The 21,366-nt window shown below is 67.3% G+C and carries 15 protein-coding genes, 1 tRNA gene and 3 pseudogenes; 9 read left to right on the forward strand and 10 right to left on the reverse strand.

All coding sequences use genetic code 11. The features are described 5' to 3' along the window. Positions 1-71: 71 nt before the first annotated feature. The 3 pseudogenes from WC555_RS02210 to WC555_RS02220 form a co-directional block, all read left to right on the forward strand. Positions 72-353: pseudogene (locus WC555_RS02210) on the forward strand (ABC transporter transmembrane domain-containing protein); the annotation flags it as partial. A 121-nt stretch (positions 354-474) separates the two neighbouring features. Further along, a pseudogene (locus WC555_RS02215) lies at positions 475-660 on the forward strand (ABC transporter transmembrane domain-containing protein); the annotation flags it as partial. Then, positions 647-862 (forward strand): annotated as a pseudogene (locus WC555_RS02220) (hypothetical protein); the annotation flags it as partial. The pseudogenes WC555_RS02215 and WC555_RS02220, both read left to right, overlap by 14 nt. Before the next feature lie 151 nt (positions 863-1,013). Here the strand turns inward: WC555_RS02220 and WC555_RS02225 are convergent. Next, positions 1,014-1,169, reverse strand: a complete 156-nt coding sequence (locus WC555_RS02225) for a hypothetical protein (protein ID WP_373251040.1) — start codon at positions 1,167-1,169, stop codon at positions 1,014-1,016. Between the two features lie 815 nt (positions 1,170-1,984). On the opposite strand from WC555_RS02225, the gene WC555_RS02230 reads away from it, so the two are divergent. Beyond that, positions 1,985-3,301: a spinster family MFS transporter gene (locus tag WC555_RS02230; RefSeq protein ID WP_373250781.1), complete on the forward strand. Its 1,317-nt coding sequence runs from the start codon at positions 1,985-1,987 to the stop codon at positions 3,299-3,301. A gap of 19 nt (positions 3,302-3,320) precedes the next feature. Here the strand turns inward: WC555_RS02230 and WC555_RS02235 are convergent, their stop codons facing one another. Both WC555_RS02235 and WC555_RS02240 read right to left on the reverse strand, forming a co-directional pair. Beyond that, positions 3,321-4,112: an enoyl-CoA hydratase/isomerase family protein gene (locus WC555_RS02235; protein ID WP_373250784.1), complete on the reverse strand. Its 792-nt coding sequence runs from the start codon at positions 4,110-4,112 to the stop codon at positions 3,321-3,323. A 93-nt stretch (positions 4,113-4,205) separates the two neighbouring features. Then, positions 4,206-5,675, reverse strand: coding sequence for an AMP-binding protein (locus WC555_RS02240; protein ID WP_373251027.1), 1,470 nt, complete (start codon positions 5,673-5,675; stop codon positions 4,206-4,208). A gap of 386 nt (positions 5,676-6,061) precedes the next feature. Between WC555_RS02240 and WC555_RS02245 the strand changes: the two genes are divergently transcribed. Beyond that, complete coding sequence (locus WC555_RS02245) at positions 6,062-7,093, forward strand: Rieske 2Fe-2S domain-containing protein (protein WP_373250787.1); 1,032 nt, start codon at positions 6,062-6,064, stop codon at positions 7,091-7,093. Between the two features lie 58 nt (positions 7,094-7,151). Then, positions 7,152-8,759 (forward strand): GMC family oxidoreductase, encoded by a 1,608-nt coding sequence (locus tag WC555_RS02250; RefSeq protein ID WP_373250789.1) that lies wholly within the window; start codon positions 7,152-7,154, stop codon positions 8,757-8,759. On the opposite strand, the gene WC555_RS02255 is transcribed toward WC555_RS02250, so the two are convergent. Next, on the reverse strand, positions 8,754-10,238 hold the full coding sequence (locus WC555_RS02255; protein WP_373250792.1) for an aldehyde dehydrogenase: 1,485 nt from the start codon (positions 10,236-10,238) through the stop codon (positions 8,754-8,756). The two genes, WC555_RS02250 and WC555_RS02255, sit on opposite strands and share 6 nt — an antisense overlap. A gap of 321 nt (positions 10,239-10,559) precedes the next feature. Between WC555_RS02255 and WC555_RS02260 the strand changes: the two genes are divergently transcribed. Beyond that, positions 10,560-12,881, forward strand: a complete 2,322-nt coding sequence (locus WC555_RS02260; protein WP_373250795.1) for a TonB-dependent receptor — start codon at positions 10,560-10,562, stop codon at positions 12,879-12,881. An 86-nt stretch (positions 12,882-12,967) separates the two neighbouring features. Here the strand turns inward: WC555_RS02260 and WC555_RS02265 are convergent, their stop codons facing one another. The 3 genes from WC555_RS02265 to WC555_RS02275 are packed head-to-tail and all read right to left on the reverse strand — an operon-like array spanning position 12,968 to position 16,710. Continuing rightward, positions 12,968-14,164, reverse strand: coding sequence for an acetyl-CoA acetyltransferase (locus WC555_RS02265; protein ID WP_373250796.1), 1,197 nt, complete (start codon positions 14,162-14,164; stop codon positions 12,968-12,970). Between the two features lies 1 nt (position 14,165). Further along, positions 14,166-15,617, reverse strand: coding sequence for an OB-fold domain-containing protein (locus WC555_RS02270; protein WP_373250797.1), 1,452 nt, complete (start codon positions 15,615-15,617; stop codon positions 14,166-14,168). Positions 15,618-15,675: 58 nt separating this feature from the next. Then, positions 15,676-16,710, reverse strand: a complete 1,035-nt coding sequence (locus tag WC555_RS02275) for an SDR family NAD(P)-dependent oxidoreductase (protein WP_373250798.1) — start codon at positions 16,708-16,710, stop codon at positions 15,676-15,678. Positions 16,711-16,795: 85 nt separating this feature from the next. On the opposite strand from WC555_RS02275, the gene WC555_RS02280 reads away from it, so the two are divergent. Beyond that, the gene (locus tag WC555_RS02280) at positions 16,796-17,728 is read left to right on the forward strand and encodes a LysR family transcriptional regulator (protein ID WP_373250800.1); all 933 of its coding nucleotides are present in this window, start codon (positions 16,796-16,798) and stop codon (positions 17,726-17,728) included. A gap of 203 nt (positions 17,729-17,931) precedes the next feature. On the opposite strand, the gene WC555_RS02285 is transcribed toward WC555_RS02280, so the two are convergent. Further along, on the reverse strand, positions 17,932-18,255 hold the full coding sequence (locus tag WC555_RS02285; protein WP_373250802.1) for a hypothetical protein: 324 nt from the start codon (positions 18,253-18,255) through the stop codon (positions 17,932-17,934). A gap of 757 nt (positions 18,256-19,012) precedes the next feature. Then, the gene (locus WC555_RS02290; protein ID WP_373250803.1) at positions 19,013-19,960 is read right to left on the reverse strand and encodes a LysR family transcriptional regulator; all 948 of its coding nucleotides are present in this window, start codon (positions 19,958-19,960) and stop codon (positions 19,013-19,015) included. Positions 19,961-20,059: 99 nt separating this feature from the next. Here WC555_RS02290 and WC555_RS02295 point away from each other — a divergent pair, with 99 nt between their 5' ends. Beyond that, positions 20,060-21,103 carry an NAD(P)-dependent alcohol dehydrogenase gene (locus WC555_RS02295; RefSeq protein ID WP_373250804.1) on the forward strand — a complete coding sequence of 348 codons (1,044 nt, stop codon included), beginning with the start codon at positions 20,060-20,062 and terminating at the stop codon, positions 21,101-21,103. Between the two features lie 95 nt (positions 21,104-21,198). Here the strand turns inward: WC555_RS02295 and WC555_RS02300 are convergent. Beyond that, a tRNA-Ser gene (locus WC555_RS02300) sits at positions 21,199-21,288 on the reverse strand. Positions 21,289-21,366 lie beyond the last annotated feature (78 nt).

Below are 21,366 nucleotides of genomic sequence, written 5' to 3' on the forward strand. Positions count from 1 at the left end.
TCGACAAGGTGCTGGTGCATCAGGGCCTGACGACACTCGATGTTCTGGCGATCGGCCTGATCTCGGTCGTCGTGTTCGAGAGCTTCCTCGGGGGGCTCCGTTCCTACGTCTTCACCCACACGACCAGCCGGGTCGACGTCGAGCTCGGGAGCAAACTCTACCGTCACCTGCTGAACCTCCCGCTCGCCTATTTCGAGTCGCGTCGCGTCGGCGACACCATTGCCCGCGTCCGCGAGCTGGAAACCATCCGCGAATTCCTGACCTCGTCGTCGGTCACCCTCATCGTCGATCTGTTGTTCACGGTCATCTTCCTCGTCGTGATGTGGTTCTCTTCGCCCTACCTGCTCGCGATCGTCATCGCGTCGATCGTGCTCTACGCCATCATCTGCTTCCTGATCACGCCACCGCTGCGCAAGCGCATCGAGGAGCGCTTTTCAGCGCAACGCCGAGAGCCAGGCCTTCCTCGTCGAAAGCATTACCGGCGTGCAGACACTGAAAGCCGCCGCCGTCGAACCGCAGATGCAGGTGCGGTGGGAACGGCTGCTGGCGGCCTATGTCAAGGCGGGGTTCAAGGCAGCGAAACTCAACATCTGGGGCGGTCAAGCCATCCAGCTGACCAGCAAGCTTTCGACCGCGCTCATTCTCTATGTCGGGGCCAAGTTGGCGATCGGCGGCCACATCACCGTCGGCGAGCTGGTTGCGTTCAACATGCTGGCGGGACGGGTTGCCGAACCCGTTCTGCGCCTCGCCGGCCTGTGGCAGCAGTTTCAGGAGGCGCGGGTCGGGGTCGACCGGCCGGCTGCGGTCGGTCGAGGCGGCCGAATCCGGCGTGATCCGCGCCATCGCCGTGCGCGAGGGCGAGCATGTGCGCGCGGGCCAGCCGCTGATCGAACTGGACCCGACCTTCGCCGCCGCCGACGCCGACACGGCGCGGGCCGAGCTGGCCTCGGCCCTGCTGACCCGGGCCCGGGCCGAGGCCATCCTGTCGTACATCGCCACGGGAAGCCGCGCCTTCACGCCGCCGGCCGGTTCGGATCCGGCAAAGCGACAGCGGGCCAGTCGGCTGCATGGGCGAAGTCGTGCTGCGACTGCGACAGGCCATGCAGGTTCATGGCCGCCAAAAGGGCGACGCACGGACCGATGCAGATGTGGCGTAGGGCGTGAGTCAAATGTCCAGGCTCCGCCGATCCGTTTAACTATCAACCCGACACGAGGCAATCAGCGTGTGGCTCCTCGGCCTGGGGCGCGAACGTCCGCTTGCCGACGAGATGCCAATGTCCACTCATGGCGCAACTCCGACATCACCGCGTGACCGAGCCTGACTCGTTGCAGCGGTTCGAAACGTCGGCCGCCATCCACGATTCCCTGGCGCATGAACCAGCCCTGCTAACCCGGGCGGCGCGAGGCTCTCCATTCCTGCAAGGCATGAAGCGGCTATTGTTGGACTTTGCGTCCCGGCCTCCCCGGCGAATAGGCTCAGCGACATGGCCCGTCAGAGGCCGCAGGGAGTCGACATGGATGCTGCGTCCGCAGTGAAAGCCAACAAGCCGACTGACGGGTTCGGCCCGGAGGGGCCGCTCTTCGGACGCGTGATGCGCCCCGCGGGGGCGGAGCCGGTCGCGAAGGGGGCGCCATATCCCGCCGCCCGGATGGCCGTGCATCGCTTCTCTCCGCACCACCGAAGACCCGAAACGAGCCGGGCCGACGCCTTGTCTGCCGGGTGGCGGGAATTCCTCCTTCGCACCGGACCGGGCGAATTCACGACGCCGCCGATGCTCGCTGACCCGGCCGCAGCCCCGCGAGGGCGATGGTCGGCCGCGGGCGGCCGCGCGCGGTCGCCTTGCCGTTTTCAGGACGGGCCCAGGGGCGACGCGGTCGGACAGGTCGACATCCCCACATCCGTCACCGCCGCCCGCTGAATTCCGATCCATGCACGACGGCGCGTCCAGGACGCGTCAAGGTCCGACAACAAAGGAGCCATCCCGTGGCGAGCCCAGACAATCCTCTCGCAAGCCCGACGTCCGGCACAGACGGCTACCGCTATGTCGTGGTTGTCGTGCTTTCCCTCACCTACATGCTCAACTTCATTGATCGTCAGTTGCTGTCGGTGCTGGCGGAACCGGTCAAGCTCGAGCTCGGTCTCAGCGACACCCAGCTGGGCATGCTCACGGGCCTGACCTTCGCGCTGTTCTACACGGTCTTCGGCATCCCGCTGGCGGCCCTGGCCGACCGCTGGAATCGCGTGCGGATCATCGCCATCGCCTGCGGGGTCTGGAGCCTCTTCACCGCCGCCTCCGGCATGGCGTCGAACTTCCTGACCCTGGCCCTGGCCCGGATGGGCGTCGGGGTGGGCGAGGCGGGATGTTCGCCGCCGTCCTACTCTGTGCTGGCGGACTATTTTCCACCCGAGAAGCGGGGTCGCGCCCTCGCCATCTATATGCTGGGCGTCCCCATCGGCAGCCTGGTGGGAACCATGGCCGGCGCCTGGATCGCCGCCCACTACGGCTGGCGGGCCGCCTTCCTCAGCGTTGGCGTCGTGGGCCTGCTCTTCGCCCCGCTCATCGTGCTTCTCGTCCGCGAACCGCGCCGTGGCCAGTCCGACGGCGGCATCAGTCTCGTGTCGGCCGCCGCCCGACCGGAGGGCAAGGCGTCGACCTGGGACGCCTTTCGTTTCTTCTTCCGCTCACGGACGATCATTCTCAACGCCGTCGCGTGCGGCCTGACGGCGTTCGTCAGCTACGGCATCCTGAACTGGGCCCCGGCTTACCTCGGCCGGGTGCAGGGCATGCCCCTGTCCCAGATCGCCTCCCACTACGGTCTGGCCATCGGCGTCGCCATGGTGATCGCGGCCTGGCTCGGAGCCGTCGTCGCGGATCGCCTGGGCGCGCGCAATCCCATGAACTACGCTCTCATGCCGGCGCTGGGCCTGGTGATCTCGACGCCTTTCCTGTTCGGCTTCACGCTCGCCGATAGCTGGCAGGTGGCGCTGGCCTGTCTGTTCGTACCCCTGGTGCTGACCCACATCTATCTCGTTCCGGCGATCGCGCTTTTGCAGAACCGCACGCCGCAGCAGTATCGCGCGACGGCGAGCGCCCTCGTGCTTTTCCTGATCAACCTCATCGGGCTGGGCTGCGGGCCGCTGTTCGTCGGCGTCGTCAGCGACGCGCTGGAACCTCGCTTCGGGGCGGACTCGCTGCGCTACGCCCTACAGTGGCTCACGCCCTTCATCGTGCTCGCGGTCGCTTGCCAGATCGCCACGGCATGGAGCCTGCGACGCGATCAGGCCAGGGCCGCGGCCTGACGCGAGACCGCCGCGGCGTCTAGCGGCGGGTCCACCGTCCCGGGCGACGCGCCGCCACCGCGCGAACGCCCTCGGCGAAGTCCTCGGTGGCGCTCAGGCGGATCTGTTCGCCGGCTTCACGGTCCGTCTGTCGAAGAATGTCGGCGACCAGGCCCGCGCGAAGCGTCGCCCGCGTGGCCTCGACGGCGAGCGGCGCGTTTTCGGCGATCTCGGCGGCGAGGTCGATCGCGGCCTGCCGAAGCGCGTCTTCCGGAACCATCTGATCCGCCAGACCCATGGCGACGGCTTCGGCGCCGCCGAGCCGACGGCCCGTGTACAGCAACAGGGCGGCGGCCTGATGCCCGACCAGGCGGGGCAGGGTGTAGGTCATCGCGAAGCCGGGATGGATCCCCAGCTTGACGAAATTGGCCGAAAGCCGGCTGGAGGGGGACACGATCCGAAAGTCGGCGGCGACCGCCAGGCCCAGGCCGCCGCCGATCGCCGATCCCTGCACCGCGGCGACCACGGGTTTGCGGATCGCGAACAGACGGGCGGCCTGCGCATAGAGACGCGGCGGCTCCTCCTTGCCTGTAACCAGGTCCGCGCCGGCGCAGAAGTTCGAGCCGTCGGAGGCAAGCACCGTGGCGCGGATTTCGGGAGAGGCGTCCGCCTCTTCGAACCGGTCGGCGAGAGCGGCGATCAGCTCGGTGCTGAAGTGGTTGTGCGGCGGCCGGGAGAACCGCACCAGGCCGACGGCGCCGATTCGCTCGAGGGAGACCTCGAAGGGCGGGGCCGGATCCGGGGCCATCACTGCGACAGGCTTGTCACGCATAGGGATAAGGTCCGCCAATGTTGGAGTGAACGAGCGACGCGTCGAGAGGTGGCGTCCGTCGGGTCGGGGGCCCGGCCCGGCCTCTGTTCCGGGTCAACCGGATGCGCATGAACCGAGGCGTTGTTCGCGCAGCTGGAGGCGGCGGGCCTTGCCGGCGTCGTCGCGCAGGTCCTCGCCCACGAACTCGAAACTGCGGGGTATCTTGTAGCGAACCAGGTGCTCGGCGAGGAACGCGGCGACGGTCGCCGGGTCGATCCCGGTCCGGGCGTCAGGCGCCACCTGGATGATCGCATGAACGCGCGCGCCAAGATCCTCGTCGGGCAGGCCGATGACGATGCTGGACCGGATCAGGGGATGGCGATCGAGCGCGGCCTCCACCTCCGCCGGATAGACGTTCACCCCGCCGGAGACGATCATGTCCGTGCGCCGATCCGAGAGGTGGAGATAGCCGTCCGCGTCGAGTCGGCCGAGGTCGCCAAGCGACGCCCAACCGTCATGCGTCGTCTGCGCTTCGGCCCCGATGTAGTGGTACCCCCTGGCCTGGTTCGCCGCCGAGCGGAAATAGATCTCGCCGATGTCGCCCGGCGCGCAGTCGCGACCCTCGGGGTCCAGGATGCGCAGCCCGACGCCCGGCGCCGGCCGGCCTACGGAGCCCTTGTGCTCCAGCCATTCCTGTCCTGTGATCAGGGTGGCCCCCACGCCCTCGGTTCCGGCGTAGACCTCGAACACCTTCTCGCAGCCGAGCCAGGCGATCCACTGCTCCTTGAGCCAGATCGGGCAGGCGGCCGCGAGGTGCAGCACGACCCTCAGGCTCGATACGTCATAGGCTTCGCGGGTCCCGGTCGGCAGGCGCCAGATGCGGTTCATCATGGTCGGGACAAGGACGACATGGCCGACCTTGTGTCGGTCGATCAGCCGCAGAGCCGTCTCGGCGTCGAACCGTTCCATGTTGACGACGTGGCCGCCCGCAAACAGGCATTGGTGGGCCGCGCTGAAAGCGGCGTTGTGGTAGAGCGGTCCCGGATTGAGGATCGTCTCGCCCACGCGCTGGAGAAGATAGCCCGACGTGTCGGGATCGGCGGCGCCGTCGACATGGGTGACGATAACCTTCGGGCGCCCGGTCGATCCTCCGCTCGTCAAAGCCTTCCAGAACGGAGACCGTGCGGGCGGCAGAGGCTCGTCGGACACTTCGGGGCCAGGTCCGGAGCCCGCCGGAGCCGTGGGCCAGGCGGGGAGGCGCGAGGCCTCGGGTCCGATGACCACCCGGGGCGCGACCAGATCGACGATCGCCGACAGCTCCGCGTCCGGAAGGCGAGGCGACACGGGACAGGGGACAGCCCCGAGCTTCCACAGCGCGAAGGTCGTCTCGAAGAATTCGAGGCCGTTGGGGAGGGCCAGGACCACGAAGTCGCCCTGGGCGACGCCGAACCCGGCGAGCCATCGGGCCCTTCGATTGGCCCGGAGGTCCAGATCAGCATGGGTCAGGGTCACGCCGTCATGGGTCAGGGCTGGGCGATCAGGCGCGCGGGCGGCATGGAAGGCGAGAATATCTCCGAGCGGGATGCGCTTGTCCGCCCCAGGAACGGCAGCAGCCGTCGATGGCCCGTCGCCCGGCCGGTCGGCCTGGTGGGACCCTTCAACTCTCGCCGTCTGCGCGCTGGATTGAGACTGCACCTTCACTCCCCGGTATCGCCACGCCTTACGGCCGGTCACGCTTTTCCAACGGGATAGTCAACAGCGATCCGGATGGCCAATGCATTACAGGCGGCCGTCATTCCTTCAGAGAATGCGCCGCCCGACCGCGACCTCCTTATGAGCATGGGTAATGGTTTCGCCCGGAAAGTCATTGGACGCATGCCGGCCTCGCCGCGCAGAACTTTGCCGCAGCGACCGGCCGCCGCCGGGCGAGACCCCGGGGGTCGCAGCGCCCCTGCCGACTGGAGCGACCGATGTCCGAACGCTATCTCCTCGATCGATGGTACCAGGCCGCCTTCAGCGAGGAAGTCGGCGACACGCCCCTGGCGCGCACCCTCCTCGATATCCCTGTTGTTCTGTACCGGGCCGGAGACGCGATCGCGGCGCTTGAGGATCGATGCCCGCACCGGTTCGCACCGCTCTCGATGGGATCGGTGCGCGATGGCGCGGTGGTCTGCGGCTATCACGGCCTGGCCTTCGGCGCGGATGGCGCCTGCAAACACAATCCCCACGGAAAGATCACCGCCGCGATGCGCGTCAGAGCCTTTCCCGTGGTCGAGCGGCACACGGTGGTCTGGATCTGGATGGGAGAGGCGCTCAAGGCGGACGCCGCGCTTATCCCGGACCTCGGCTTCATCGACCGGACGCCGGAAACCGCACGGATCCGCTTCCACATTCCCACCTCGGCGAACTACCGGCTTGTCACCGACAACCTCATGGACCTCAGCCACGCCGACTATCTTCATCCCACCTCGCTCGGCGGGGTCATGACGGGAGCGGAGGTCACGACGTCGTTGAAGGGCGAGACCGTCGTCACCCAGTGGATCAACCGGGACTGCCTGGCTCCGGCGCGGTTCCACGCCCGCGTGCCGCCGCCACAGCGCGCCGACGCCTGGACGGAAGCGGTCTGGCAGGCTCCCGCCGTGATGGTGATCTCCACTTCGCTGGTGCCGACCGGAACGCAAAGGCGCGACGAGGACGAGGTTCGGGCCCTGCACAGCATGACGCCCGAGACCGCATCGACCACCCACTATTTCGTCTGCGGCACGCGCGGCGACCGGCTTGAGGACGTCGAATACTCCGAGCGCCTGAGAGGGATGCTGGCCAACGCCTTCATCCATGAAGACAAGCCCATGCTGGAAGCCCAGCAGGCTCGTCTCGGAAACGCGTCGTTCGAAGGCTCACGTCCCGTGCTGCTTGCGATCGACGCCGGCGCCGTTCAGGTGCGTCGCCAACTCGACAGGCGGATCGCCGCCGAACAGGATGCGGCGCTCGCGCTCGCCTGAGCCGTCTCGCGGCCGCGCGTCACCACGCGTTGGCGACTTCACGAACAGGAAACATCGGGTGGCATCAGGCTTCGACTACATCGTCATCGGCGGCGGCTCGGCGGGCAGCGTCGTCGCCGCCCGCCTGAGCGAGCAACCGGAGGCGAAGGTCCTTCTCCTCGAGGCCGGAGGGACGGACCGTAGCCTGCTGCTGAAGATGCCGCTCGCCTTCAGACTGCTGCGCTCGAAGATGCTGTTTGACTGGGGGCTGGAGTCCGAGCCTGAGCCTTTCGCCAACGATCGCCGGGTGCCGGCGGCGCGCGGGCGGGTTCTGGGAGGAAGCTCCTCGGTCAACGGGATGATGTATTCGCGCGGCCATCCGCGGGACTACGACCAGTGGGCGCAGATGGGGGCCCGCGGCTGGTCGTTCGACGAGGTGCTGCCCTGGTTCCGCAAGAGCGAACGGAACTGGCGCGGCGCCTCAGACTGGCACGGGGACGGCGGCCCGTTGTCCGTCTCGCCGATGTCGAGAACGGATGCCCTGACCCGGGCCCTGGAGGCGACGGCGCGGCTCGCCGGTCATCCGGTCACCGACGACTTCGAGGGCGCCCAGCCCGACGGTTTCGGCCTGCCTGACCTGACGACGCGCCGCGGCGTCCGGGCCAGCGCGTCGCAGGCCTTCCTCGCCCCCGCGCGACACCGGCCCAACCTCACGATCATCACCTCGGCCCAGGTCCGGCGCCTTGTCATCGAGGGCGGCCGCGCCGTCGGCGTGGATTACGTGTCGGGAGGCGTGCTGCATACGGTGCGCGCGGCGGCGGAAGTGGTGCTCTGCGCGGGCGCCTACGCCTCGCCGCAGATCCTGATGTTGTCCGGGATCGGGCCGGCGGACCGGCTGCGACAGCACGGCATCGCCGTCGCCGCCGACCTGGGCGGCGTCGGCCAGAACCTGCAGGAGCATCCCCTCGCGCCGATGAGCTTCAGGGCCAGGAAACCGTTCCCCTTCGGGAGCGGATTGCGCGCCGACAAGGTCGCCGCCTCGGCCGCGCTCTGGGCCCTGACCGGTCGCGGGATGATGGGCACCCAGCCCCTGACCTCGATCGCCTTCCACAAGTCGCGCGAGGGGCTGGAAAAGCCCGACCTGGAGACGATGTTCATGCCGACGAGCTTCGACGCCCGGGTCTGGTTCCCCGGGCTGCGCAAGCGCGCCGAGGACCGGCTGACCGTTCTCAACGTCGCCCTGAGACCCGGAAGCCGTGGTGCGGTGGAGCTGCGGTCCGGCGATCCCGACGACAAGCCCGTGATCCGGTTCAACCTGCTCTCGGACCCGTCGGATCTGGCGCAGCTCCGGTACTGCGCCCGATGGACACGGGACGTACTCAGCCAGGGCCCGATCGCGGACCATGTCGGCGACGAGGCCTTTCCCGGCCCGGGCGCACGCTCGGACGCCGAGCTGGATGCGGCCATCCGCGCCACGGTCGTGACCGCCCAGCATCCCGTCGGCACCTGCCGGATGGGCGCGGAGACCGATCCGGACGCAGTGGTCGACCCGGAATTGCGCGTTCGCGGCGTCGAGGGCCTCAGGATCGCCGACGCCTCGATCATGCCGACCCTTATCGGCGGCCATACGAACGCGCCGGCGATCATGATCGGCGAGCGGGCGGCCGCCATGATCCGGGGCCTATAGCGCCGTGATGACCGTCCTGGATTCCGTATAGGCCGCAATGCCCTCGGCGCCGCCCTCCCGGCCCCATCCCGACTGTTTGAAACCTCCGAACGGCAGATTGGGTCCAGTCACCATTCCGGTATTGATCGTCACCGTTCCGGCCTTCAGGCGCCGGGCGAGGCGATGGGCGGCGGAAACGTCGCGGGTCCAGATCGCGGCCGAAAGTCCGAACTCGGTGTCGTTGGCGAGGGCCTCAAGGTCATCCAGATCGTCCACCGGCGTAGCGACCAGAACCGGTCCGAAGATTTCCTCGCGCGAGACCCGCATGCGGGGACCGGCGTCGATCACCAGGGTGGGTTCGACGAAATAGCCGGCGTCGCCGTGGGTCCGCCCGCCTGTCGCGAGGGTCGCTCCCTCCTGACGGGCGGAGTCGATGTAGCCCAGCACCCGGTCGCGCTGGACCCGGGAGACCAGCGGCCCCAGCGTGGTCGCCGGATCGAGACCGGCGCCGATGCGGAACCGGCCGGCCTCGGAGACGATCCCCTCGACCACTTCGTCGAACCGGTTCCGCGCGACGAACAGGCGCGATCCGGCCGCGCACATCTGGCCGGCGTTGCGGAAGATGCCGTTGGCGGCGGCGGGAATGGCGCGCGTCAGGTCGGCGTCCGGGAAGATGATCGTCGGCGATTTACCCCCGAGCTCCAGCGTGAGTCGTTTCAGGTTGCCGCGGGCGGCCGCGACCAGTTCCTTGCCGACGGCGGTCGAGCCGGTGAAGGATATCTTGTCGACGTCCGGATGATGGGCGAGGGCCGCGCCCGCCGTTCGGCCCGGACCGGTCACGACATTGACCACTCCTGGCGGGACGCCCGCGTCCATCATCACCTCGGCAAGCCGCAGCGCGGTCAGCGACGTCTGCTCGGCCGGCTTCAGGATGATCGTGCAGCCGGCGGCGAGGGCCGGAGCCAGCTTGGCCGAGGCCATGACGAGCGGGAAGTTCCAGGGGGTGATGAGGCCCACGACGCCGACGGGTTCCGGGGCCGTCCAGGCGAGATACTCTCCGGGCAGGTCGACCGCGTGGGTCTCGCCGGACAGCTTGGTGCACCACCCGGCCCAGTAGCGAAACGCGGCCGCGGCGGCGGGAACGTCCATGGCCCGGGCGGCGGTCACGGGCTTGCCGTTGTCGAGGGTCTCGAGTTCCGCGAATTCGGCCGCCCGCGCCTCGATCAGCTCGGCGACCTTCCACAGGATACGGGCGCGGGCGCCGGGGGTCATGGCCGTCCACCGCCGATCCTCGAAAGCCGCGCGGGCCGCAGACGCCGCGCGATCAATGTCGGCCGCGTCTCCCGCCGGAATGACGGCGAAGACGGCTCCGTCCGCCGGGTTGACGACATCCAGGGTTTCGCCGCTGGCGGCGGGCGACCACTTCCCATCGATCAGCATAAGGAACGGCCTGGCCAGGCTGGCCTGGGTGGCGTCCGACGGCAGGGGAGGGTGGGTCATGTGGTCTCCGGACTGGTCGCCTTGCATTCGCCGCGCGGCCCCGCGACCCTTTCCGGGTCCGACAAAGTTCGTCCAGTTCATTCTGCGTCCGACACATTCCCTGAAAGCATGCTGGCGCGCGGCGGGTCCGCTTTGGACCGACCCGATGGCGTCATTCGCTCAAGGAATAGGAGTGCCCGATAACGACTTTGACGCCTTGCAGGCGGAGGCATCACAGTCCCATTGAGGATGGACCGCGGCAAAGCGATCCGCCTCCAGGCGAAGCCTGGAAAACAGTCCGGAACACACGGGCGGCCAAGAGGGGAACAAGGGATGAGGCACATGTCGAAGGTCGGATTGCGCGCGGCGCTGATGGGGGCGGGATCCCTGCTGGTCCTGGCGACTCCGGTCGCTGCCCAGCAGGCGCCGGAGCAGCAGGAAACGACCGTGATGGATGAGATCATCGTCACGGCCCAGAAGCGCGAACAGGCGCTCAACGACGTGCCGATGTCGATCACGGCCCTGAGCGGCGAACAGCTGTCGAGCCGCGGCGTGACCGACGTCCAGTCGCTGGTGAAGGTGACGCCGGGCCTCAGCTATGTCGAAAGCGGCAACGGAGTGCCGGTCTACTCCCTGCGCGGCGTCGGCTTCTTCGAAACCTCGCTGGGCGCCCGTCCGTCGGTCGCCGTCTATGTGGACGAGGCGCCGCTCCCGTTCTCGATCATGGCCTCGGGCGCCGGTCTCGATCCGGCCCGCGTCGAGGTCCTCAAAGGACCGCAGGGGACCCTGTTCGGGCAGAATGCGACGGGCGGGGCGATCAACTATGTCGCCGCCCGTCCGACCGACGTCTTCGCCGCAGGCGTCACGACCAGCCTCAGCCGGTTCGAGACTGTCGACACCACGGCCTATGTCAGCGGCCCGCTGAGTTCGACCCTGCAGGCCCGGCTGTCAGGACGGGTGTTGTCCGGCGGTGACTGGCAGCAGAGCTTCACCCGCGACGACACCCTTGGGGCGAAGCGCTTCTACCAGGGGCGCCTCATCCTCGAGTGGGAGCCGACGGACCGCTTCCGGGCGTCGCTGAACCTCAATGGCTTCAAGGACGAATCCGACACCCAGGCGGCGCAGAGGATCGAATTGATCCCGTCGTCCCCGACTTTCGTTAATCGCATTCCGCTCATGGTCAACTATCCGGCGACCCCGCGTGACAATCGCGCGGCGGACTGGGATGCGGATCAGCGCCTGCGCAAGGACAACGATTTCTATCAGGCGTCGTTGAGGGCCGATTTCGACCTGAACGACCAGCTGACGCTGACCTCCCTGACCGCCTATTCGGACATGACCATCGACCAACTGGTGGACCAGGACGGCACGAACTTGCGCGCCTCCCTGACCCAGGTCACGGGTTCCCTGTCGTCCTTCTCGCAAGAGCTGAGGCTGTCCGGCGATCTGGGCCACGCCCAGTTCGTGGTCGGCGCCAACTACGCGCTCGACAAGTCGGACGAGTACGACCGGTTCCGTTACCCGTACACGACCAGCAACTTTTCGGGATCGACCGGATTGACCGGGGCCACGGATCTGCAGGGCAGCCAGGAGTTCGATTCCCGGGCGATCTTCGGCAACGTCGACTATGAGCTGTCGGACACGGTCGTCGCTCACGCCGGCATGCGCTTCACAACGACGGACCTTGATTATCAGTCCTGCGCCCGGGCCGGGGACGCGCAGACCGCCAACTCGTTCACTATCCTGATCAACGTCCTGCGGGGTCGGATTGGAGCGCCGCCGATCGCGCCCCTGACCGTCGGTGGCTGTGTTTCCCTGGACTCCGGCCTGAACCCGGTCGGCGTGGACGATACCCTGAGCGAGGACAATGTGTCCTGGCGCGCCGGGCTCGACTGGAAGCCCGCGCCCCAGACTCTCGTCTATTTCAACATCAGCCGCGGATACAAATCCGGCAGTTCGCCGACCCTTCCCGCCATCGCCGCCAACGCCCTCATTCCGGTGACCCAGGAATCGGTGGTCGCCTACGAGGCGGGCTTCAAGGCGCCGGTGGTGCGAGGGGTGCTGGAGGCCACGGGCGCGGTCTTCTATTACGACTATGAAGACAAGCAGTTGCTTGGCCGGAGCAACGCCCAGCCCGCGATCCTGGGTGTGCTGCCTTCGTTGGTGAACGTGCCCAAATCCCGCGTCGCCGGCGCTGAGTTCCAGCTCAACGCCTTTGTCATGGACGGCCTGCGGCTTTCGCTGGCCGGGACCTATCTCGACTCCGAGGTCACCGACGACTTCAACAACTTCACCATCCTGGGGCTCGCCGCCAACTTCAAGGGCGACGAATTCCCCTATACGCCGAAATACCAGCTCGTGGCGGACGCCCAGTATGAGCGGCCCATCAACGATGGTCTGGACCTCGTCCTCGGGATCAACGCCACCTCCCGCAGCGGAACCAACGCCGGCTTCGGCGGAGACCCGCGCCTCGACATCGACGGCTACACCCTGGTCGACGCCCGGGCCGGCGTCCGATCGTCGGATGGCTGGGAGGCGTCGGTCTTCGTGCGCAATCTGACCGACGAATACTACTGGACCAATGTCGCGCGTCTCTCCGACGTCATCCGCCGCTACGCCGGCGAACCCCGCACCTACGGGGTCAGGCTGAGCGCGCGCTTCTGATCCGGTCTTCCGGTCCTGACCGAAACTGACCGAGGGCGCCCCGCGGGGCGCCCTCCTTTTTGCCTGCGCGCCGGTTTCTGCGACGCCTAGGTCTGAAGGCCGACGATCGCGATCGAGCAGATGGTGTGGAAGGGCGCGCCGCCGAGATTGTGCGACAGGGCGTTGACGACCGGAGTCTGCCGCTGACGGTCGCCGGCGCGACCGAGAAGCTGAAGGTAGTTCTCATAGACCATGCGGATGCCCGTGGCCCCGATCGGGTGGCCGAAGCATTTGAGGCCGCCGTCGATCTGGCAGGGGATCTGGCCGTCAGCGTCGAATTTGCCGTCCAGCACGTCGCGGACCGCCTCGCCTTCCATGCTCAGCCCCAGATCCTCCATCGTGACCAGCTCGGTGATCGAGAAGCAGTCGTGGACCTCGGTCAGGCTGAGTTCGGTCCGGGGATCCGAAATGCCGGCCTCCTTGTAGGCGCGGGCGGCGGCGGCGCGGGTGGTCGGGACATAGGAATAGTCCCAGCCTTCGCCCTGCGCCTCCCAGCCGCCGGTCGCGGCCAGCTGGAGGGCCTTGATCGTGACGATATCCTTCTTGCCGAGCGCGCGGGCGATTTCCGGCGTGGTCACGATGGCGCACGCCGCGCCGTCCGACACGCCGCAGCAGTCGAACAGGCCCAGCGGATAGGCGATCATCGGCGCGTCGATGGCCTGGGCCTCGGTGATCCTGCGACGCAGGTGGGCCTTCTCGTTGATCACGCCATTGGCGTGGCTCTTGACCGAGATGTGCGCCATGGCCCGCTTCAGGTCGGGCATGTCGACGCCGTGTCGCGCGGCATAGCCCGAGGCGAGCTGGGCGAAGCCGCCGGGCGCCGTCACATTGGCGTTGACCGCGTCATAATAGGGACCGCGCGACCCGCCGGCGAGGCCGCCGTAGCCGGCGTCCTTGAGCTTTTCGACGCCCAGGGCGAAGGCGATGTCGCACGCCCCGCTGGCCACGGCGTAGGCGGCCCCGCGCAACGCCTCGGTGCCGGTCGCGCAGGCGTTCTCGACGCGGGTGACCGGCACATTGTGAAGGCGCAGCGCGATGGCGAGGGGGATGGCGCCGGGACCGACCGCATTGCCGGCGTGGCCAAACCACCCCGCCTCCAGTTGCGACGGATCGATGCCCGCGTCCGCGATCGCCTCCTCGAAGGCCTCGACCATCAGGGAGGGGGCGTCCATGTCCCAGCGCTCGCCGAATTTCGAACAGCCCATGCCCAGGATCGCCACCCGGTCCTTGATTCCGGTCGCCATGTCAGTGATCTCCCGGCGCGGGCCGATAGTCCGGCACGGCCTTCCAGAAATAGTGTTTGAAGCCGGCGCCGTCCTGACGCTTGATCCGGAACATCATTCGCATCGACTGTCCGACCGCCAGGGCGTCGGGATCGACATCCGAGAAGTCGGCCATCACCCGGCCGCCGCCCTCGAAGGCGACGATGCCGTAGCAGCTCGGGGGATCGGGCGAGTAGGCCAGGCGGTCGGCGGTGAAGGACACGATCTCCGCCCTGAGTTCAGCCATCGGATAGTCGTCCTGGGTGTTCACCAGCCGCGCATTGCGGGCCACCGAAACGGCGGTCTTCGGATACTGTACGGTCCCTGTCTCGCGGCAGCGGCCGCCGACGAAGGAGAGGATGGTCTTGCGCTCCCGGTAGAGCATCGACGGCGACTGGCGCAGGTCGATCTCGGCCCTCATGCCCCCGTCCAGCGTCACCGCGCCGGAGAAGGACAGGTGTTTGAGATAGTTGGTCTCCGCACGGCGACGCGCCAGCCAACCGGCGACTCCCAGGGCCTTGCTCCGCCGCGCCGCAGCGTCCGTGACGCGGAAGGCGAGGACGTCGCATCCCTGGCCAAAGGCGAGCAGAACGATCAGGGCGCCCGGCCTGGCGGTCTCGAGCACCTGCGCGAGCAGAATCAGCGGATGGGCGGCGCCGGCGAAGCCGAGGGTGTCGCGCAGCGAGGCGCAGACCGCCTCAGGGCGGATGCCGATATCGCCGGCCAGGGCGCTGTCGAGGCCGGCAACCGGCAGGGCGGCGATGAAATGATCCACGACGGCCGCCTCCAGATCGAGACTCTTCAGGGCCTCGGCGACCGCCGGAGGGATCAGTTTGCGATAGCCTTCGTCGCGGACCCAGCGGCCCTCCCATTCATAGTCGTAGGGGCGGTCCGTCGGCCGGAAATGATCCACGAAATCCAGGGTGGTGCTGTGAGAGCCGAGGAACTCCGCGATCGGCGCCTGATCGCCGACCAGGAAGGCGGCGGCGGCGTCGCCGTTGACGAACTCGGCCTCCGAGGCCGGCTTGGCCAGCCTGCGTTCGGAGGCGACGCACAGGGTCGGCCGGCCGCTTTCAAGGGCGGCGAGCAAGGCGGACGTTCCCGCGCGTTGCGAACCGGTGACATCCAGGGCGGCCAGGGCGTCCGGCAGGTTCAAGGCCTCCTTGACCACGCCGACGTTGAGCCGATCCGCGAACGGCAGGCTGGTGGAGGCCAGAATGACCTTGCCGATGCCGGCGCGATCCCGCTCCCACAGGCAATCGCGTGCGGCCTCGACGGCCATGGTGAGGGTGTCCTCATCCCAGTTCGCCAGGGCGCGTTCGCCCCGGGCGTGGCCGGCCAGACCCGGATTGAACCAGGCGGTCGCCCGGGCCATGGCGGCGCGTTGCAGGCGCAGGAGCGGCACATAGGCTCCGGCGGCGACGATCCCGACCATCAGCGCGCGCCCTCGATCAGGTCGACGACGCCGCGGCCATGCACGCTGCGGGCCCGCGTCATTGCGGGTCCCGGGACATGACCTCGGCCGTGGTCTCGAGGGGATGGAAGCTGGGCCTGAGCGCGGGCATCAGCACATCGGCGCAGGCCTGGACGGTCCAGCCGCCCGACATCTGCATGGTGCGCAGGATGGTGGGCCGGGCATAGAGGAAGACCTCGTCGCCGCGTACGCCGAACACCTGGCCGCTGACGTCGGCGGCCTGGTCGGAACAGAGGAAGGCGGCGAGCGGCGCGACCTTTTCCGGCGTCATCCGGCGGACCTGGTCCAACCTCTCGCGCATGTCCTCGGTGTCGGCCGGCACGGTGTCGACCAATCGGGTCCAGGCCGTGGGCGCGATGCAGTTCGAGCGGACGCCGTAGCGTTTCATGTCGAGCCCGATGGCCGTCGACAGGCCCACGACCCCGGCCTTGGCCGCGCCGTAGTTGGCCTGGCCGATATTGCCGATCAGGCCGGTGGTCGAGGTGAAATGGACAAAGGCCCCCGACCCCTGCGCCTTGAAATGGGGCGCGGCCGCGCGCGAGACGGAAAAATAGCCGCTGAGGTGAACGCCGATCACGGCGTCCCAGTCGGCCTGGGTCATCTTGTGGAAGATGCTGTCGCGCAGGAAGCCGGCATTGTTGATGACCGCGTCGATGCGACCGAAACCCGACACCGCGTCCTCGATGATCGAGACCGCGCCTTCCGGGTCGGTGATGCTGGCCGAATTGGCGATGGCCTCGCCGCCGGCGGCGCGAATTTCCTCGACCACGGACGCGGCCGGACCGGCGTCCTCGCCCTGGCCGTCCGGGCCGCCCCCGAGGTCGTTGACCAGCACCCGGGCGCCTTCCGCTGCGCACAGAAGAGCGATCGCCCGGCCGATGCCGCGGCCCGCCCCGGTGATGGCGACGACCTTGTCCTGCAGCACCCCGGTCATCGCGAGGCCCGGAGGACGGTGTTTGAAAATACGGCGGGCGTGGAGATCGGAACGGGCATGCGACGGGGTCTCGAACAGGGCAGGGCCGGTGGCGCCGCGGGCGGTCGCGACGTCCTCCAACCCATCATGACCTCTGTGATGCCGGTTGACGCCCAGGTTCGCAAAGTCATTATCCGGCACAAACATGCGCCCGAGGAATGTCGCGATGGACTCCCGCCTGATCTATGTCGTCGCCGTCGCCCGGGCCGGATCGTTCACGGCCGCGGCCGAGGCCGTCGGCGTCACCCAGTCGGCCATCACCAAGAGCGTCGCCGACCTGGAGCGCCAGATCGGCTATTCGATCTTCTACCGGACGTCCCGGGGATCGTTCCTGACCGCCGAGGGCCGCGATTTCATCGATCGGGCCGCCCGGCTTCTCGAGGACGCGGGCGATCTGCTTCGCAAGCCCCGGGACCAGGAGGATGTCTACGCGGGCACGCTGCGGATCGGCGTGGGTCCCGCCTCGATCGAATGGCGGCTGATCGAGCCGCTCTCATTGCTGCTGCAACGCCACCCAAGCATCAAGTTCGACATCCTCGGCTCCACCTTCGAGCGCACTGTGGAGATGCTGCGCAACGGCGGTATCGACGTCGCCCTCGGCTTCGACGCCGCCTTCAGCGAGTGGTCGGACATCCGGCGCGAACCGATCTCGGGCGTCCAGTCCATCCACTTCGTGCGGCGCGGCCACCCGATTCTGGAACGCGAGACCATCACCTCCAGCGATCTGGCGGAGTTCGACTTCGTGAGTCCCTCGGACGGGCGGCCGTACGGCGCGGTGATCCGCAAGATCTACGAGGATGAAGGGATAGAATGGCGGCGCCGCGTGCATATCATCGACTATTTCCCGCTCGCCCGCCGCATCGTCGCCCGGTCCAACGCCATCGGCGTCGTGGCGGCGCCCTACGCCACCCTGCCGTCCTTCCAGGCCCGCTTCGCGATCCTCGACAAGGCGGCGGGTCTGCCGCCCTCGCTGATGTGTTGCGCCATTCGCAAGCGCTGGGAGCCGAAACCCGCCGTGCGAGCCTTCATCAAGGCTGTCCGGGAGACCCAAGCGGCGGCCCTCGAACCTCACACGGGCTCCGGCGTCGTCCAGGCTTGAGGGCGGCCTGCGGAGCCGCGATCTGAGGCGCCAAATAGCGGTATGCTAGCCGCCCGGACCGTCTCCCAATCAGCTTGGGGTCGACAATGATCCGTCACGGGTGCGGACATCACTACGGCCAGCCTGGACCGTGAACGCCGTATCTCTGGCGAGGCGGGGATGTCCGCTACTGGCGCGAAGGAGACTCTGCCGACGGGGCCGGCTCATCGTTCTGCGGCATTCTTGAAGCTCTCTTTCACCTTTCTGATCGCCTGCTTTCTGGTTCGCCATTCCCGTAGATCGAAGTCCGGCTCACGGCGGGTCTTCTCATCGGGAATAATGTCCTCGATCAAGTCAGCGATCCGTTGTTCAGAGGCGATCTCGCCGTCGAGAATCTCCTGCATGTCGGCCCAGGCCTTGCGCTTCTTGAGCTTTGTGCTTTCGGTAATTTCTGAAAGAGCCGCCTCCCGGCGGGCAATGAGCTTGTCCCATTTCGCCTTGTCATCCGGCGTCTCCGGTCCGTTGTCGGTGACCTCCGTGGTGCGCATGTTCAGGCGGATTTCGTGAGGATGTGGGGTTGGTGTTCGATGCGGACGGCCACCCGATGAGCCCGTCGTTCGGCTACGGCCGGGGCGGCAGGGTCTATCGCTACTATGTCTCGGCCCCGCTGCAGCAGGTCGCGAGGTTGAGGACCGGGACGGGGTGCTGCGGCGGGTCTCGGCGGAGGCGTTGGAGGAGGCGGTGCGGGAGCAGGTGAGTACCGTCGCCAGCCGCCGGCGCTTACGCTCGACCAGTTGCTCAAGATGCGCATCCCGCCGGCCTGGGCCGAGCAGCGGCGCGCGCTGTGCTTCGACGGAAAATGATCCCTGTTTCGATCAGGGCCGGTCCCTGTTCCGGGAAAAGCCGATCCCTGTTCCTTTTGAAAATGATCCCTGTTCCGGCGGAATATCGTTCCCTGCTAATTTCAGCCCGGGCAGGAGCGAAGTTCAGCGGTGCGGCCCGCGGTGACTGGCTTTCCGAGAAGCGGCAGCTTCCTGGTCCCGAAATCGGGCTCCCGAAAAACAGCTGATTTCCCTGTTCTGGCCGTTAGCAGGGAAACTCCACCAGATGCGGTTCGCGCAGAGACTGGCCCGCCTGCAGAGGCCGAATGCCTGCTCTGAGGGGGCCGGAACAGCGGGCGGTCCGGGAGTTTGGCCGCGAATAGCCCCGGCGTTCCGGGACCTTGCGGGGCCGGGGTCAGATCAGAGACCTTTTCCCGGGGTGCGTGGCGGGCCACGCTCGATGATGATGAGCACTATGTCCACGCTATAGCCCTCTAACGCCGCCTTTTTTCGAGCCGGTCAGGTGGGTAGGCATCAACGCCTCGACGAGCGCATCCACGACTACGCGCACCTTGGGGGCCAGATCCCGCGAGCGCGGCCAAAGCGCGGAAATGGGGCCATCTTCCGCGGGGGTGGGAATCGGCACCACCTCAAGCCGCCCGCTGCGGAGGTCGTCCGCCGCAAGCCAGGTCGAGAGACAGGCGATGCCAAGCCCGTTCACGGTGGCGTCCCGCAGGGCTTCGCCATGGCTGATGGCGTGGCGTGGCTGGATGACGAACCGCCTGACCGTTCCGTCCGGGCCGCAAACCGCCCATGGCAGCGGGCGGCCATCTTTGGCGAAGGCGAGGCAGTCGTGATTGACGAGTTCTTCTACGGAGGCCGGACGCCCGCAACGGTCCAGATAGGCCGGGGCGGCGCAGATGATCGACCGTTGCATACCAGTGCGCCGCCCGATCAGGCTCGCATGATTTCCGGGATCGCCAAGCCGGACCACAAGGTCGATTCCTTCCTCGACGAGATCGACCTGGCGGTCGGTGAATGAGATATCGAGATTGAGATCGGGATTCCCCTCCGCGACCTTCGTTAGCACGGGCATGACGCACAACCGGCCGAACGAGATCGGCAGGTTGATCCGCAAGGTTCCCGATACGACGCGCGTTCGCGAGGCCAGCAGCGTCTCCGCCGCGTTCAGTTCTTCGAGGACCTTGAGGCAACTCTGATAATAGGCCCGCCCGTCGGCCGTCAGGTTGAGGCTGCGCGTCGTGCGGTCCAGCAGCCGGATGCCGAGGCGCTCCTCAAGGCGAGCGACGCTCTTGCCTGTCGCGGATTTCGACACGCCCATGCGTGCGGCGGCGGCCGTGAAACTGCCTGTTTCCACCGCATGGACGAAGGCGGACATGCCTTGAAGGTGGGAATGAATGTTCAGGCTCATCAATTGGAGACCAAATGGAGGAGGTGTTAGAAAAATACATCGCAACACGATCTATGTGATTGTCAATAAGGTCTCGCGTGACGCATGAGAGGATCGGCCATGAGCGAGACAATGAAACGATGGCAGTTGCCGTCATTCGGACTGAAGAACCTGGAATTGGCCGAAGCGCCGGTGCCAACGCCGGGCAACAACGAGTTGCTGATCCGGGTTGCGGCAGTCTCCCTTAACTATCGTGACAAGCTGGTGGTCGAAGGTAAGCTGCTGCCCGACAGGCCAACCATGCCGTTCGTTCCGGTATCGGACATGGCGGGAGAGGTCGTGGCAACCGGCGCTGGCGTATCGCGATTCAAGGTCGGCGATCGGGTGCTCGGAAACTTCTGGACGCAATGGATCGACGGTGAGCCACCACAGGAGATGGCCCGGCATGGCCTGTCGCTCGGCGGACCGCTGCCGGGCATGCTGGCTGAATATGTGACACTACACGAGAACATCGCCGTCAAGGCGCCCGCGTCGCTGACGGACGAGGAGGCCTCCACCTTGCCGGTTGCGGCGTTGACGGCATGGTCCGCCCTGATCGAGACAGGTCATCTGAAAGCGGGCCAAACCGTTCTGGTGCAGGGCACCGGCGGCGTCGCCCTGTTCGGGCTCCAGTTTGCACAGGCTTTCGGAGCCCGCGTGATCGTCACCTCGCGGAGCACGGAGAAGCTGGAGCACGCAAGGGCGCTCGGCGCTTTCGGCGTGATCGATACGCGTGCCAACCCGGACTGGTCCGCTGCAGCGCTGGACCTGACCGACGGGCGTGGTGTCGATCATGTGCTCGAACTGATCGGCGACGACAATATCAGCCGGTCGGCGGCCGCCCTGGCGAGCGGCGGGCGTATCGCCCAGATCGGCTTCATGAAGGGATCGGAGATCGTGCTGTCAGCGGTTCCCATGATGCTCAAAAGGGCCGTCATCCAGGGCATTTCGGTCGGGCATAGACGGGCGTTCGAGGACATGAACCGCGCCATTGACGAGCATGTCCTCAAGCCGGTGATCGACAAGGTCTACGCCTTCAAGGATGCACGAGCGGCGTTCGTTCATCTCGAACGCGGGCCGTTCGGTAAGGTGGTCGTTCGGTTCAAGAGTGAAGTTGGAAGCTGATTCTCAAATCCGCCCTGTCGTGGCGTGCGGTGTTCGGCGGGGTTTGCGTAGCTATGGCGCAGGGTATCGCGCCATGGCGTAGAAGCGGCGGTATTTGGCGGACAGGGTGGGATTCGAACCCACGGTAGGCTTTCACCTACGGCGGTTTTCAAGACCGCTGCCTTAAACCACTCGGCCACCTGTCCGTGCCTGTTGAGCGGAATGGCCGCATAGCGCCAAACGCCCCGTTAACCAAAGCGGAAATGTCTGCCGGCATGCTTTCA

Source organism: Brevundimonas sp., from assembly GCF_041648615.1.
GTDB lineage: Bacteria > Pseudomonadota > Alphaproteobacteria > Caulobacterales > Caulobacteraceae > Brevundimonas.

What these genes read in the sequence shown, in the direction of transcription:
- WC555_RS02255 (WP_373250792.1), bottom strand. Translation starts at nt 10,238, where the DNA reads ATGACCCACCCTCCCCTGCCGTCGGACGCCACCCAGGCCAGCCTGGCC.
- WC555_RS02290 (WP_373250803.1), bottom strand. Translation starts at nt 19,960, where the DNA reads ATGAGCCTGAACATTCATTCCCACCTTCAAGGCATGTCCGCCTTCGTC.
- WC555_RS02270 (WP_373250797.1), bottom strand. Translation starts at nt 15,617, where the DNA reads ATGGTCGGGATCGTCGCCGCCGGAGCCTATGTGCCGCTCCTGCGCCTG.
- WC555_RS02260 (WP_373250795.1), top strand. Translation starts at nt 10,560, where the DNA reads ATGTCGAAGGTCGGATTGCGCGCGGCGCTGATGGGGGCGGGATCCCTG.
- WC555_RS02295 (WP_373250804.1), top strand. Translation starts at nt 20,060, where the DNA reads ATGAGCGAGACAATGAAACGATGGCAGTTGCCGTCATTCGGACTGAAG.
- WC555_RS02280 (WP_373250800.1), top strand. Translation starts at nt 16,796, where the DNA reads ATGGACTCCCGCCTGATCTATGTCGTCGCCGTCGCCCGGGCCGGATCG.
- WC555_RS02245 (WP_373250787.1), top strand. Translation starts at nt 6,062, where the DNA reads ATGTCCGAACGCTATCTCCTCGATCGATGGTACCAGGCCGCCTTCAGC.
- WC555_RS02285 (WP_373250802.1), bottom strand. Translation starts at nt 18,255, where the DNA reads ATGCGCACCACGGAGGTCACCGACAACGGACCGGAGACGCCGGATGAC.
- WC555_RS02265 (WP_373250796.1), bottom strand. Translation starts at nt 14,164, where the DNA reads ATGGCGACCGGAATCAAGGACCGGGTGGCGATCCTGGGCATGGGCTGT.
- WC555_RS02235 (WP_373250784.1), bottom strand. Translation starts at nt 4,112, where the DNA reads ATGCGTGACAAGCCTGTCGCAGTGATGGCCCCGGATCCGGCCCCGCCC.